General features: G+C 39.5%; 14 protein-coding genes and 2 other annotated features. Of the genes, 5 read left to right on the forward strand and 9 right to left on the reverse strand.

The features are described 5' to 3' along the window. Positions 1-225 precede the first annotated feature (225 nt). Positions 226-2,547, reverse strand: a complete 2,322-nt coding sequence (gene helD / locus AC6CHS_RS18310; RefSeq protein ID WP_498238158.1) for an RNA polymerase recycling motor HelD — start codon at positions 2,545-2,547, stop codon at positions 226-228. A 355-nt stretch (positions 2,548-2,902) separates the two neighbouring features. Between helD and AC6CHS_RS18315 the strand changes: the two genes are divergently transcribed. After that, on the forward strand, positions 2,903-3,133 hold the full coding sequence (locus tag AC6CHS_RS18315; protein WP_106895523.1) for a hypothetical protein: 231 nt from the start codon (positions 2,903-2,905) through the stop codon (positions 3,131-3,133). A 209-nt stretch (positions 3,134-3,342) separates the two neighbouring features. Beyond that, positions 3,343-3,588: a hypothetical protein gene (locus AC6CHS_RS18320; protein WP_498238159.1), complete on the forward strand. Its 246-nt coding sequence runs from the start codon at positions 3,343-3,345 to the stop codon at positions 3,586-3,588. 70 nt (positions 3,589-3,658) lie between these two features. Here AC6CHS_RS18320 and qoxD read toward each other — a convergent pair whose 3' ends face one another. The 5 genes from qoxD to thrS form a co-directional block, all read right to left on the reverse strand. Next, positions 3,659-3,943 (reverse strand): cytochrome aa3 quinol oxidase subunit IV, encoded by a 285-nt coding sequence (qoxD, locus tag AC6CHS_RS18325; protein ID WP_498238160.1) that lies wholly within the window; start codon positions 3,941-3,943, stop codon positions 3,659-3,661. 1 nt (position 3,944) lies between these two features. Beyond that, positions 3,945-4,541: a cytochrome aa3 quinol oxidase subunit III gene (gene qoxC, locus AC6CHS_RS18330; RefSeq protein ID WP_058950361.1), complete on the reverse strand. Its 597-nt coding sequence runs from the start codon at positions 4,539-4,541 to the stop codon at positions 3,945-3,947. After that, positions 4,541-6,487, reverse strand: coding sequence for a cytochrome aa3 quinol oxidase subunit I (gene qoxB, locus AC6CHS_RS18335; RefSeq protein ID WP_498238245.1), 1,947 nt, complete (start codon positions 6,485-6,487; stop codon positions 4,541-4,543). The genes qoxC and qoxB overlap by 1 nt, the downstream gene beginning before the upstream one ends. Before the next feature lie 170 nt (positions 6,488-6,657). Continuing rightward, positions 6,658-7,587, reverse strand: coding sequence for a cytochrome aa3 quinol oxidase subunit II (qoxA, locus tag AC6CHS_RS18340; RefSeq protein WP_119576666.1), 930 nt, complete (start codon positions 7,585-7,587; stop codon positions 6,658-6,660). 484 nt (positions 7,588-8,071) lie between these two features. Further along, positions 8,072-9,985, reverse strand: a complete 1,914-nt coding sequence (gene thrS, locus AC6CHS_RS18345) for a threonine--tRNA ligase (protein ID WP_498238161.1) — start codon at positions 9,983-9,985, stop codon at positions 8,072-8,074. Between the two features lie 43 nt (positions 9,986-10,028). Continuing rightward, positions 10,029-10,248, reverse strand: a binding site (T-box leader). A gap of 137 nt (positions 10,249-10,385) precedes the next feature. Next, positions 10,386-10,611: a binding site (T-box leader), on the reverse strand. Positions 10,612-10,919: 308 nt separating this feature from the next. On the opposite strand from thrS, the gene AC6CHS_RS18350 reads away from it, so the two are divergent. After that, positions 10,920-11,660, forward strand: coding sequence for a TspO-related membrane protein (locus AC6CHS_RS18350; RefSeq protein ID WP_498238162.1), 741 nt, complete (start codon positions 10,920-10,922; stop codon positions 11,658-11,660). 1 nt (position 11,661) lies between these two features. Here the strand turns inward: AC6CHS_RS18350 and AC6CHS_RS18355 are convergent, their stop codons facing one another. Further along, the gene (locus AC6CHS_RS18355) at positions 11,662-12,510 is read right to left on the reverse strand and encodes a DUF72 domain-containing protein (RefSeq protein WP_498238163.1); all 849 of its coding nucleotides are present in this window, start codon (positions 12,508-12,510) and stop codon (positions 11,662-11,664) included. Between the two features lie 149 nt (positions 12,511-12,659). Here AC6CHS_RS18355 and AC6CHS_RS18360 point away from each other — a divergent pair, with 149 nt between their 5' ends. Both AC6CHS_RS18360 and AC6CHS_RS18365 read left to right on the forward strand, forming a co-directional pair. After that, positions 12,660-13,016, forward strand: a complete 357-nt coding sequence (locus tag AC6CHS_RS18360) for a DUF488 domain-containing protein (protein ID WP_498238246.1) — start codon at positions 12,660-12,662, stop codon at positions 13,014-13,016. Between the two features lies 1 nt (position 13,017). Then, complete coding sequence (locus tag AC6CHS_RS18365) at positions 13,018-13,314, forward strand: MGMT family protein (RefSeq protein ID WP_498238164.1); 297 nt, start codon at positions 13,018-13,020, stop codon at positions 13,312-13,314. Positions 13,315-13,407: 93 nt separating this feature from the next. On the opposite strand, the gene AC6CHS_RS18370 is transcribed toward AC6CHS_RS18365, so the two are convergent. After that, positions 13,408-14,043: an HAD family hydrolase gene (locus tag AC6CHS_RS18370; RefSeq protein ID WP_498238165.1), complete on the reverse strand. Its 636-nt coding sequence runs from the start codon at positions 14,041-14,043 to the stop codon at positions 13,408-13,410. A 64-nt stretch (positions 14,044-14,107) separates the two neighbouring features. Further along, positions 14,108-14,668, reverse strand: coding sequence for a GNAT family N-acetyltransferase (locus tag AC6CHS_RS18375; protein WP_498238166.1), 561 nt, complete (start codon positions 14,666-14,668; stop codon positions 14,108-14,110). Positions 14,669-14,674 lie beyond the last annotated feature (6 nt).

Genomic DNA, 14,674 nt, shown 5'->3' on the forward strand with positions numbered 1-14,674 from the left:
ATATCATATACCAAACATTTTTATTTACTATCTAATAGGTCGTCTTATTACAAATTTAATTCTGTAATTCTTTTAACTACAATAGACTTATTAAAATTGACCAACATATTATTTTTATAATTAATGAACAACAATGTAGTTTACGACTCACCCTACTGGCAAAAAGAAAAGACCAAATCACATCGATTTGGCCTGCTAATTACTATGTTATTTTAAAAAGTTAATTTAAATTTTTTCAATCTCGTCCTCTACAATTTCGTACGTATCTACCTTCGCCTCTTTGATGAAGTGACACGGTTCTTCGCCGGAAATGATCGTCAAATCATGCATCGCTCTTGTACAAGCAGTATAAAACAACGTTCGATCCTTTTCCTTATAATGGCTTGAAGAGCCGTCAGGTATAATTACAGCATCAAACTCAATACCCTTAGCCAAATATACCGGGAGCACAATGAAACCCTTAGAGAAACCGTATGTCTCTTCGGTTATTTGCGTAACAGGTACGGCTTCTTTTAGTTCCTTGTATACACGCTCTGTTTCCTGTACTGTTTTACAAATAACCGCAATCATCTCATGCCCTTTCTCTAAATAAGCCGATCTCTCCGCTAGAATAGCACGAGAACTGTGGGACGGATCGGTTAGTCGAAGTAACGTGGGTTTGGCACCATCACGATTAAATGCCTCTATCTCTTCCAAACCAGGAGCAAATGCTTTAGTAAACTCTGTTATTTGTTTGGTCGACCGATAGCTTTTCGTAAGTGTAATTCGCTCGTGTTCAGATTCTTGTATGCCGGGTACAAGCGGATTTTCCTTTGTTACATTAACATAAATAGCCTGATTGATGTCACCAAGTAATGTCATGCGAGTATAGGGAAAGAGATGCCTAATAAACGCAAACTGAAAGGATGAATAATCCTGTGCTTCATCGATTAATAGCTGACGCACTGCACGCTCCTGTTTATCCCCAATGAGTTTACCTTTAAAATAAAGGTATGGTGCAGCATCCTCCCATGTCAGGTGGTTATTGGATAAGTCATGTATCGTTTGCTCACTAATCGCATTCCAGTTATTCGGAGTATTTTCCAGCTCTCTTGTTGTTGAAAACAGCAGTCGGAAGTTTTTCGCAACGTTCACAAAATCAAAATTCTCTATCTGTTTGCGCAAAGTACCGAACATCTTTCTGACAACTGCCTTACGAAGGACTTTTTCTTCATTCACAAACATATCCTCATCTAATTTTTGAGCTTCATAATAAGCTTTTAAATACGCTTCTTTATCTAGCAACTCGACCTTTTCCATTACCCAATCCTTTTTCACTTCCTGCCTTTGATACTGCTTTAGCTCACTTTGCAGCCATTTTGCTACAAGTTCCATCTTGTTGGCTGGTGTAATGGCTTGATCAAGTGAATAAAAGTAATCGCTGATCTCCTCTTTGGAGATTAATACTTCACCACGGAAGGAAATATTTTTAAATTGCATCCCATCTATCCGTAGCTTCTCTATATAGGTTTCAATCAGTTTCTTGAAGTCCAATGTTGCTTTATATTCCATACTACTAAGTCGAGTTTGATAAGCATCACTGTCCTCCTTTGTAAGTACGTACTCCATCTGTTCAAAAGGAGATTCTACAGTAAAGCCTTCTCCAATTCCCTCTCGTAAATACTCAAGAAAAGTGGTCTGTCTCACATTCGCTTCCCCCAATTCTGGAAGAACATTGCGAATATACCCAGTGAATAAAGGGTTTGGCGAAAAAAGAACGACATTTTCAGGGTTTAGCTCCTCCCGATATCGATACATTAAGTAAGCAATTCGTTGAAGTGCGGCGGAAGTTTTCCCACTACCTGCCACTCCTTGGACAAGTAGCAATTTACTGCGCTCTTCACGGATAATCCTATTCTGTTCCTTCTGTATGGTAGCTACAATATTTTTCATGTCCGTGCTTGCATTATGTCCGAGTGCTTCTTGAAGCATTTCATCCCCTATCGTGATTCCAGTATCAAATAGGCCTTTAAGCATTCCGTCTCGAATAATAAATTGCCGTTTTAATGATATCTTACCTTCTATTGCACTGTTCACAGCATTATATGAAGCATTACCCAAGGCATAATCGTAATAAAGGCTGGATATAGGTGCACGCCAATCATAAACAAGAAAATCTTCATCCTGTCTATCCAACAAGGAAGATATTCCAATGTAGAGCTTTTCTACCTGATCATCTCCGTGCTCCTTAAAATCAATTCGACCAAAATATGGAGACTTCTTCATTCGCTTTAATACTTTCAGCTCTTCACCAATTTTTCCATGAAATCTTTCCTTCTCTGCTAAAAATTCGGCCTGCTGCTTTATACTGGCTTGTGTTTCAATGACATCATCCGGCTCATCAAGGTTGACAGTAACATCATCCCAAAAGGTTTTTCTTAGTTCGATTACATCTTCCTTCAAACCTGTCGCCTTAGAATATAATGCTGTTTCTTTACGCTCGATTTCCTTTAGCACATAATCTATACGTTCTTGTTCTTCCATTCGATCCTTTGGTCCCACGCTCATTACATCAACTCCAGTTCTTTTTCGGAATATATATAGTTGACTTTACTTATCGTTAATGATACAATATATTTGGAGATAATATACGTTAAGATTAACAAATTAGTAACTAATTAAGCTTACCATCTTTTGAGGTACTATGCAATAGTACTTTTTTATGGTTATATGTCGATTAAACCATCTTATATACATTTAGTAAAAGAGTAGCAAACAGGTTGTTTGCTACTTTTTTTTGTACTCTTTACTCAATACTGAACTCGAAAACCCCTTCACCATAATATACTTCACATTTTTGACACAAACTATTTGACAACTTTGTGAACAAGGTGAATAATATAATTATGGGAGGATGATTTCTATGAAAACAGGTAAGAAAATGTTAAATGCCGTTAAAATTGCAGGGTCAACTGTACTTACACTTGGGATCGTCATCTTTTTATATGGATTTTTCGTAAGCGATTACAGTGCAATCACAGGCATTGGCATTGGTACAATCATGGGGGCAGTATTCATCTTTTTAATGGGTGTGTTTTTTGTAGCAACGGAAGAGGTTTTAGAAAAATTTAGCAAACCGAAAATCCTTAAATAGGGAGCGCATCAGGCGTTCCTTTTTGTTTGGAAAAAAAGCATACAACCTCCTATGTTAAATACTCGCCTATACATATTTCCGGTTTTAAGTGTTGTTTTTACTATCTCTGTTTTTCCTTTCTTGTAAAACGGGTAGAGTCTAAATAGAGAAGTTTAAAGTATTTTAGCCTCTTACACCATAGAAAGAATTTAACAGGGAAGGATGATAAAATGAAACAACGAATTAAAATTATACGAGCCGTCAAATATACTGGTGCTGTCATCTTGACAGCAGGCATATTAATATTCTTATATGGCTTTTTCATTAGTGATAGGAGCCTTTGGACTGGTATTGGTATTGGAACCGTCATGGGAGCAGTTTTTCTCTTCTTGATGGGCGTATTTTTCGTTGGTACAGAAGAAAAAATAAAAGAGCGTTATGGTAGTTTGGAATCTAAAACCAAGGATTCAAAATAAATTTTGCCATAACAGAGTGAATAACTATTAAAAAAAGGAGTGCTCGTTTAGAGCACTCCTTTCGTAATCCTTACATATATCCCCAAATTAATGCTAGTAATGAACCGAAGACAGTTACTACTGCAATAAAAACACCGTAATAAACATTGGATAGAATTAAACCACTATCCTCTGATTCTCTAGCATGCATGAACACCATTAATTGCAACATTGCTTGAACAAATGCTGTAACAAGTAAGATCGTCATGCCCAGAGCGAATGACATATCAAAAACTAATACTAATACTGCCACAGCAGTTAAGACAAGGGATAACACAAACCCCATTACCTGTTTTAGTGGAAATAATTCCTTCATTTTACATCATTCCTTTCAGATAGATGAAGCTGAAAATAAAGATCCAAACAACATCTAGAAAGTGCCAGTAAAGAGAGAATATAAAGGATTTATTTGCAGTTTCAGGTGTGAAACCACGTTTTGCAACCTGTATCAAGATAAATAATCCCCAGAACAAGCCTAATGTAACGTGTAATCCGTGTGTCCCTATCGTTGTTAACAACGCAGACGTGAAGGCACTTACTGTTATGCCAGCTCCTTCATGGATGTAATGGTTGAACTCATAGATCTCCATACTAAGGAACCCTGCGCCAAGAACAAGCGTGATGATAAAGAATGTCATCATCGCTTTCTTGTTTTTAAGTCTCATTGCATGCACCGCTAAACCAACGGTAAAACTACTTGTAAGCAGTAAAATTGTTTCGATTAACACTGGTGACAATTCAAAGATTTCTGCTCCACTCGGTCCACTTCCATGACGTCCTTCTAATGTAAAGTAGGAAGCAAACAAAGTACCAAAGAGCATAATTTCTGCTCCAATAAAGATCCAGAAACCTAATATATTTAAACGACCCTGTTCAGAGCTATACTCTAACGGCTGCGAGTGATCTAATTTCATTATTTTCCACCTCGCAATTCAGATTCTGTTTTTTCAATTTCCTCAACAGGTATGTGGTACCCGTGGTCCTGTTCAAAGGAACGATGAATTAAGCATGCAACAATACCTAACAAGGCAATAGCTACACCAATCCATATGCTAAATATAAAGGAGAACCCAAGAACAAAGAACAGTGAACTCATAATAAATGGTACACCACTATTATTCGGCATGTGGATTTCCTTCAATTTTCCACTATATAGCTTATGGCCATTATATTTTGAATCCCAGAATGCTTCACTTGAGTTCACTTGAGGAACTTCTGCAAAGTTATATTCCGGTACTGGTGTATTGGTTGCCCATTCAAGAGAACGCGCATCCCAAGGATCGCTTCCGATATCTCTTGAAGCATAGCGAGTGCTGTAATAGATATTGTAAACAATGATGATAAACCCAATAGCTAACATCACTGCGCCAGCAAATGACAGCATATTCCAGAAGCCAAAGCCTGTGGATTCAGAATAGGTATACATACGGCGCGCCTGACCATCTAACCCGGATATAAACATCGGGAAGAATGCTACACATGTACCGATTGAAATAAACCAAAATGCCCACTTACCAATTCGTTCGTTTAGCATAAAGCCAAACATCTTAGGCCACCAGTATGTTAGACCAGCCAGCATCGCAAATACTACACCTGGAATAATAACTAAGTGGAAATGCGCTACAAGGAACATTGTGTTGTGATATTGGTAATCAGCTGCTGACATACCAAGCATAACACCTGTTACCCCACCTATTGTGAAAATAGGTAAGAATCCTAGTGAGTACATCATCGGAACTGTAAATCGGATACTCCCTTTATATAAGGTGAATAACCAGTTAAAGATTTTAATACCTGTTGGAACAGCAATCGCCATTGTGGTAATAGAGAAAATACTGTTAACCATTGCTCCCTGACCCATCGTAAAGAAGTGATGGACCCATACTACGAAGGATAGAATCGAGATGATTACCATTGAAGCAACCATCGATTTGTAACCATATAAATTACGCCTTGCAAAGGTTGAAATAATTTCACTATAAACACCGAACGCTGGAAGCACTAAAATATAAACCTCCGGATGTCCCCAAACCCAGAATAGATTGGCCCATAGCATATCCATTCCACCATTACCTGTTGTAAAGAATTGTGTGCCGAATAAACGGTCCATTGTTCCCATTGCAAGTGCAACAGTTAGAACAGGGAATGCAAAGGTAATGATTAAGTTGGTTATAAGTGCAGACCAGGTAAACATCGGCATCTTCATAAGCTTCATGCCTGGTGCACGCATTTTAAGAATTGTTACAATAAAGTTAATACCCGTTATTAAGGTACCTATCCCCGCAATCTGAATGGCTATCATATAATAATTCGTTCCGACTGACGGGCTAAACTCATTACCTGCCAACGGAAAATATGATGTCCAACCAGAGCTTGGCGAACCACCAATAACAAAGGACAAGTTAAATAGCATTGCGCCCATAAAATAAAGCCAAAAGCTTAGTGCGTTTAAACGTGGGAATGCTACGTCACGTGCACCAATTTGTAATGGTACAACAAAGTTCATTAAGGCAATAATAAACGCCATTGCCATGAATATGATCATAACAACACCGTGTGTTGTAAATATCTCATTATAATGTTGCGAGTCGAGCAACTGAGCATCAGGTGTAGCTAACTGTGCACGCATCATCAGTGCGTCAACGCCTCCACGGAAAAGCATAAGGAGCGCAGAAATTAAATACATAATACCAATACGCTTATGGTCAACGGTTGTTAGCCACTCGCGCCATAGATAACCCCATTTTTTAAAGAACGTTAAACCAGCGATAATTGCAAGTAGAGTAATCCCAATTGCAACCATGGAGGCATATATAATCGGACTTGGATGAGGTATCGCAAAACGTTCAAAGAACTCCATATTTTTTACTCCTTTCAAACCTGCTATAAACTGAAACTCCATCTAAAAAGGACTGATCGAATTTTCAACCGCCTTTTCTCTTAAAAAACTTCACATGCTCAGGCCGGCATGGCAGCACATACGCTGACACACGCCGACCTTATTGTTAAAAACTAGGACATTACTTTCATTTAGTGTTCATGATCTTGCTCGGAATGGTCACTGTGTTCTTCATCTGAATGGTCAGAATGCTCATCATGGCTTTCTTCTGAATCTCCTCCATGATTATGACCACCATGCTCCCCTTCTGGTGCAGGCATGAACTCTAGGTGTGTTCCTGTGAAGGTTTGCTGACCAAGATGGCCTGGTTCCAGAAGCTCTTCAAACTTATCTTCAGTTATTGGGTCTGCAGTCGTTTGCACTTCCTCCACCCATTCATCAAACTCATCTGGCGAGACGGCATTTACATTGAACGTTTGCTCTGCAAATCCTTCCCCACTAAAGTTGGCATTTCTGCCAGTGTACTCACCAGGAACATCCGCTGCTAGATGAAGCGTTGTTACCATATCGGACATCGCGTACTTCTGTCCACCCAATTGTGGTACCCAGAAAGCACTTATCGGGCCGTATGAATACAGTCTAAATTCAAGCGGGCGATCTGTTGGTACATAAAGATAGTTCATTGTTTCTATGTTTTCTTCCGGATAGCTAAAATGCCATTTCCAATCAGAAGAAGATGCGTAAACAACTAGCGGTTCTTCATCATACCCTTCTGGTGTTGCTTCAACCTTGTAGTTACTCTCTACCGATACAAAAGAAAGATAGGCTACAATCAGAACAGGAATCCCTACACAGATCGCCTCAACCCAAACATTCCCTTCAATATGTGGCGGCTTATAATCCTCGGGCTGTTTAGACGCACGATATTTAACCAGCATAAAAATTAAAATTGCAAAGACTGCAATGACGATAAACGACATAATTCCAATGGAAAGTAAGATAACATCTGCCTGCGTCTGTGCTTGTGGTCCCTTTGGATCCAATACAGCTAATGGCTCACAGCCTGTTAATACAGTAAGTACAGTGAGGATAGCTGCTAGTATCATCCATTTTATTTTCATAGAGATACTCCTTCCTTATAAATTAGCTATATTCTAAAACTACAAAACTATTATTGTTACAAACTTCACAAACATATTATTATCTTAATACCGGATAAGGAGAAAAACAATTAAAAAGTATTTTCTGTCATAAAATGTTCATGGAAATTAGAACAAAAAGTGAACATTTTACAGATGGGGTTTCATAAGCACTTTTAGAAGAGAACATTGGTCCTGAGTGATTACCTCAATTCCAGCATTAGCTTGGTTGATTGGAAGGCTCTTGTGGTCGATTGGAACACTTTTCTGGTCGATTCACTCGCTATTGTGGTCGATTGGATATCCTTTTGTTTATTCACTCCCCCTTCTCACAAAAACAAAACCTCCGCCATCAATATCTACTAATTTCCGAAAAAAAGCCAACCCTATAGGGCTGACCTCTTTTTTTACCAAAACGACGATCCTTTCTAATATCTTTTAAACTAGACGCTTCGTCCCGAAGTTATCACAATACCCGCTTCGCCACTTGCTCCTCCAGTAACTCTTTAAAATCATGGAAGGCCAATTGCTCTGTTTCTTTCACGCCATATTTTCGTACTGTAACATTCTCGCTATCTATTTCTTTATCTCCAATGACAAGTGCATAGGGAACTTTCTTTATTTGGGCTTCCCTTATTCTGTATCCTAGCTTCTCATTACGTTCATCTATGTGAACCCTGATTCCTTGTTGTCGCAATTCACCCTGAAGCTTTAAACAATAATCTACATGTGCTGCAGCAACAGGAAGTAATTGCACTTGCACAGGTGCCAGCCAGACAGGAAATGCCCCGGCAAAATGCTCGATAAGAATTCCAAAGAAACGATCAATCGAACCGTATATGGCGCGATGTATAACCACTGGCCTCTCCTTTCCCCCTTTTTCGTTAATATATGTGAGGTCAAATTTTTCCGGCATTTGAAAATCGAGTTGAATAGTGGCGCACTGGTGGCTTCGCTTTAATGCATCTTTTATGTGAAAATCAATTTTCGGACCATAAAACGCGCCATCTCCCTCATTCACCTGGTATGCGACACCCATTTGCTTAAGCACATTTTCTAAAGAATTTTCTGCATGATCCCAGAGCTCATCAGACCCGAGCGATTTCTCTGGACGTGTTGATAGCTCAACAGTATACGAAAAGCCAAATGCCCGGTACATGGCATCCACTAACCGAATTGCAGCCTTTACTTCCTCTTCAATTTGATCCTCCCGCACGAAGAGATGGGCGTCATCCTGGCAAAAGGAACGAACTCGAAGCATTCCATTCAAGGCACCACTGTACTCATGCCTGTGAACCTGGCCAAATTCTGCCATTCGTATTGGTAAGTCTCTGTAGGAATATAAATTATTTTTGAAAATGAGCATATGACCCGGGCAGTTCATTGGCTTCATCGCAAACTTTGTATTGTCTACTTCAGAGAAATACATATTCTCTTTATAATGATCCCAATGGCCAGATTGTTCCCATAACCGCTGATTCATCATAAATGGTGTCCGAACCTCTTCGTAACCAGCTTTTGTTTGTAATTCTCTTGAGAATGCTTCTAATTCATTTCGGATTATTTGACCTTTTGGTAAGTAAAATGGCATCCCAGGTGCTTCCTCTGAGAACATGAACAGCTCTAATTGTTTCCCTAACTTCCGGTGGTCACGTTTTTCCGCTTCCTCACGTAATTGAAGATATTCCTCCACCTCCTTGTTTTTACGAAACGCTACCCCATACACCCGCTGCATGACTTCATTATTCTGATCACCCTTCCAGTATGCGCCGGACACATGTGTTAGTTTAAAGGCTTTTACCAAACCAGTTCGTGGTAGGTGTGGTCCACGGCATAAATCGATAAACTCCCCTTGCTGATAGATGGAAATCTCAGCTTCCGCCTCTAGACCTTCAAGGATTTCCAGCTTAAAGGATTCCCCCTTTTGTACAAATAGCTCTCTCGCCTCTTGATACGACAACACCCTCCTCTTTATTTCCAGATTTTCTTTAATAATGATGTTCATTTCTTTCTCAATCATTTTAAAATCCTCATGCGATAAACTCTTTGTTAGCTTAACATCATAATAGAAGCCATCTTCAATGACTGGTCCAATCCCTAATTTCACCTCATTAAAGCAGCGTTTTAATGCCTGTGCCAAGATATGTGCTGTACTATGACGCAGCGCATCTAACGCTTCCTCGTCCTCTAGTGTTAAAACAGATAACAGCCCACCTTTAACAAGGGGCTGATCGATATCTACAAGCTGCCCATCAACCTTCCCTACTATTGCTCTCTTCGCCAAACTTGAACTAATGGTGGAGGCAATCTCCTTAATTGAGATCCCTTTTGAATAGCTTTGGACTTGCCCATCTGGAAATTGAACGCTTATTTTCTCCATAAAAAATTCCTCCTTTAGATATAAAAAAACGCACTCATCCCAACAAAGGGACGAGTGCGTTTACTCGTGGTTCCACCCAACTTCCCAATGAAAAACTTCATTGGCTTTGGACGCTTTAACGCAGCGTATACGGCATTGGTTACTCTACTTTCCCCAATACGGCTCCAAGGTGGTGTATTATCTTCCATCACTAGGAAGTTCGCAGCAATTCTTCCCTCTCTGTCAGCTGTAAAAATAATACCTATCCTTTTCCTAGCATTTTTTATTAGAAAACTTGCCATCGATCGATTTGTCACGATTGTGTACTTGAGACTTCAAAATGTTACTAATTTGTCTTTTGTTCCATGACCAAAAGTTTAAAATTTCCTAACATATAAATAAAAAACACATCCATCCCTGCATAAGGGACGAATGTGTATGTTCGTGGTTCCACCCAATTTCCCAATGAAATGAAAGACATTCACTGGCTTTGGTTGCTTTAACGCAGCAATTACGGTATTGGTTACTCAATTTCCCCGATACAGCTCCGAGGTGGTACATTTATTTCCCTGCGTTAGGAAGTTTCCAGCAAGCCTTCCCTCTCTGATAACCGGTAAAATAATGCATTTCCTCTTCTTCACTACTTATAGAGGTTGTTCAAAAAATCCGATAAAAATGACACATCGAATTTCTTCGTTGGCTTGCTTTTCCGTTCCTCACGTATTAATTGCATACGTTCCGGTACTCAAAGCTACGCCGCCTCGAACTTCTCGGTCCTTTTTATCCTCCTTTTTGAACACGCACTTATAACTAATTTTTATATATGCTATTACAAATACTTGTAAAAGGCAATACCTTTTTTCAAAAATTTGTTATGCCCTTACAAAGACTTGTTTTACTTCTTGGCTAGACAGGGAAGAGTTGAGAAAAAGGAACCGCTCTAGGAGGAGTTATTATGCATCCGTGGAAAATTTCACTTATATATTTACTCTTTTTCTCTGGTATGATTTTTGTGAATTATTCTGTTGGATCCCAAGTAGGTCAAGTTGCCAATCAGGGTCCAGTCCTTATCCAGCCAGCTGGGTATGCATTTTCAATATGGGGACTCATCTATTTATTTTTGTTCGTTTGGATTATAAAAGGTTTTTTCGCTCACGACCCAAAAGCAGATCTTTACAGAGAGTTACGTTTTATGATTCCCTTAAATTTTGTATTGAACAGCTTGTGGATTATCACCTTTACCCAGCAGATGATCCTGTTATCAGCAGGTATTATTATTTTGTTATTGCTTTCACTAGTGGGGATTTATCAAAAGGTACATCAACATAAAGCCAGCAATACGTCGGACTATGCACCTTTTTCAATCTATACTGGATGGGTATCTTTAGCCAGTATCGTAAATGTTTTCACTTATGTAGAACGAAGTAACGCGCTTTCCTTTATTGGGATAGGAGAAGCAGGTTGGACGCTCGTTGCGGTACTCGGGATTAGCTTGGCTGCTATCTCCATCATTCTCTATCAAAGGGATCTATTTTACCCCCTCGTGTTAATTTGGACGTTTATTGCGATTATGACAAATTCACAGCAAAACACACTACATTGGGTGCTTATTGGCTGTATCATCATTGTGAGTGCGTTTATTTTATACAGCCTCTTCACAAGACTTCAAAGACGGAGGCACAGAATTTTTAGCTAGACTAAAACAAATCCATCTGCCTTGGTGCTAGACCTTTGAATTCAATGCCCAGCATTTGCTGAAAAGTCTTTGCATTGTCTGCTGCATCGCCACCCGAATTATTGTTAAATAGAACGACAATATCTTTCGTTTGCTTGCTTAGCTGAAGGATGCGCTCCTTCCATTCCAGCAGTTCTTGCTCATTATAGTTATATAAATAGCGAACTTCTCGCCAATTTGCATCCTTAGGCTTGTTCCAGCCATAGAGGTTTCGACCATGCATGCGAATTAAGGTCACCTTCTCATCTGTCGCAACGGGAACGATTGGTACGGAGCCGTCCCCTGCTTGAGGTTCATCTACGATTGAGTGAATCCAACCTTCCGCTGTCATAAATTCAAGTGTTTGGTCTCTAAACCTTTCTTCAAACCAAGTTTGGTTACGGAATTCTAAGGCTACAGGGATGTCGCCCATCTGCTTTTTACAAAAACGTAAATAATCGACATTTTCCTTTTTACAGGTAAACCATGGTGGAAATTGAAAAAGAACCATCGCTAATTTGTTTGCCTGTAAATAGGGCTTTAGGGAGTCTATAAATGCTTGAAACATCTCCGTTTTCGAGGAGAATTGGTTTTCCTCCCCACGCTGATGTCCTGTCATCCCTTGATATGCCTTCACGATAAAACGGAAATTATCAGGTGTCTCCTTGACCCATTTCCTTGCATTTTTTTCTGGTTGAATGGCATAGAAAGAACTGTCCACCTCTACAACGGGAAAGTGACTGCTGAATTCTTGTAGTTTATCCTTCGGTTTCATTTGCGGAGGATATAATGCATGGTGATCCCCCCAGCCTGTTAATCCTATGTATATCATTGCCATCCCTCCTAAAGATAGGATAATGCAAGAAAACATGAAAAAACAAGCAAGAGTCTCTCTTTTTTCTTTTCTAATTAATTGTTCCACCTTTATGCATGTTCTATAATAAAGGAAAAGCTAACAAACAAACCAAGGGAGGGGTTACCATCTCTATCATATCGCAAAGAATTTATGAGGAAGAAAACAAATTAGGTGGAAACCGAGTGTTGATAGATAGAGTGTGGCCACGCGGTATTTCGAAGGCTGATGCTGGTGTCGACTATTGGGCTAAAGAAGTAGCACCTAGTACAAAGCTTAGAAAATGGTTTGGCCATGATCCAGATAAGTTTGATAAATTTAAGCAACTGTATAAGGAAGAATTGACACAGAATGAAGAACAGCAGGAAGCGCTTGAAAAATTAAAGAAAATGGCTACGAATGAACGACTCGTTTTGTTATACGGAGCTAAAGATAAAAACTATAATCACGTTAATGTGTTAAAGGAAGTATTAGAAGGAGAATAATATGAATAAAGGTTTTTTTGATCAAATATATGACCTCGTTGACCAGATCCCTCGAGGACATGTGGTGTCATATTCCCAAGTTGCTAGGATGTTGGAACAGCCACATAATGCTAGAGTAGTCGGTTGGGCGATGAGGCAGTCACCACCTGAACGCAATCTACCAAGCCATCGCGTCGTGAAGAAGTCAGGAGAACTCGCCCCGGGATTTACGAACCAGCGACACCTCCTTGAGCAAGAAGGTGTCACCTTTGACCAAAAAGGCAGGGTACAAATGAAGCAACATAATTGGAATCGTTAGGGGAAATTTCGATTCGCATCCAGTCCATCTCCCTATTTAAAATAAGATGGACTATATGAATCTTGAATTTTTCTATGCCAACTATTTCTGTTATTAACCAAATGACTGTGTAAAATCGGATACTTTTTTATATATTTTATCAGGCTTCATTGTAAATTCACTAGATTGGAATTCAGGTAGCCATTGTACTCCGACAGTGGATACACCTGCCTGCTTTCCCGCTTCAATGTCCGCGTTACTATCTCCGATAAACATTGCTTCGCTCTTCTCGATATTCATATCTCGCAATGTATTAAGAATACCTTCGGGGTTCGGCTTCGCGTTCACCACGTCATCCCCTGTAACAATGGAATCAAAAAACGCTTCATCCATTTCTAAGGCCTTAAGAGAAATGTCCAAACTTGCCCTAGACTTCCCAGTGATGATTGCCAGTTTATACCCGCGCTCTTTAAGCATCTTGACCATGGCCGTAACTTCCTGATTCGGCTCTACTAACGCTTTATGGTTTTTCTCATAAATTTCAAGAAATAGGTCAACTGCCTTCTCCTTATCTGAATGTTGCAGGTTACCCCGAATAATCTCTGGCTCGGGAGGACCAAACATATTCTTAACATCTTCATCCGAGAGATCTTTTCCATCATACGTGTGGAACACCTGTTGAAAGGCATAGAAACTAACAGGTAGTGTATTCGCTAAAGTCCCATCAAAATCAAATAAAATGGCTTTCATCTCGCTTCACCCCTTGTCAAAATGTTAATTTTACTATTAAACTTGGTACTACCACTTTTGCGTGTTACATAGTCTCATAGTCGCTTTTTAATAGGGAATACATATATAGGTCATCAAACTTTTTTCCATTAAACTCATAACTTCTTAGCAAGCCTTCCTTAATAAAACCAGTTCGTTCAACTAGCCTACATGATGCCACGTTGGGCGGTTCAATTAATGCTTCAATGCGTTGTAAATTCATTTCACCAAACCCATATTCCAGTATCGCTTCGATTGCCTCACTTGCTATACCTTTTCCCCAAAATTGCTTGTCTAACTCATAACCGATTTGGGAGCGGGAATGTTGCGCCACATAGTTCAGAAAACCAAAGCTGCCAATTACTTCATCCACCCCTTTAATGGTAATCCCCCATCTAACCCCTGTTTTTTTTGCAAATATCGAATCATACCAGGCTATCTCATCGAGTGCCTCTTCTTCCGTTTGAAAAGGCAATAATCCGTAATGCTCCATTACATCCTTATCAGATAGATATTTCAACATGCTCCTAGCATCTGTTTTACGTATTTGCCTCAAAATTAAACGCTCTGTTTCTAGTACAGGAAAATCCTGTAGCACCTTCTCCATAACAAA

This window comes from Oceanobacillus sp. GQ8 (assembly GCF_059758495.1).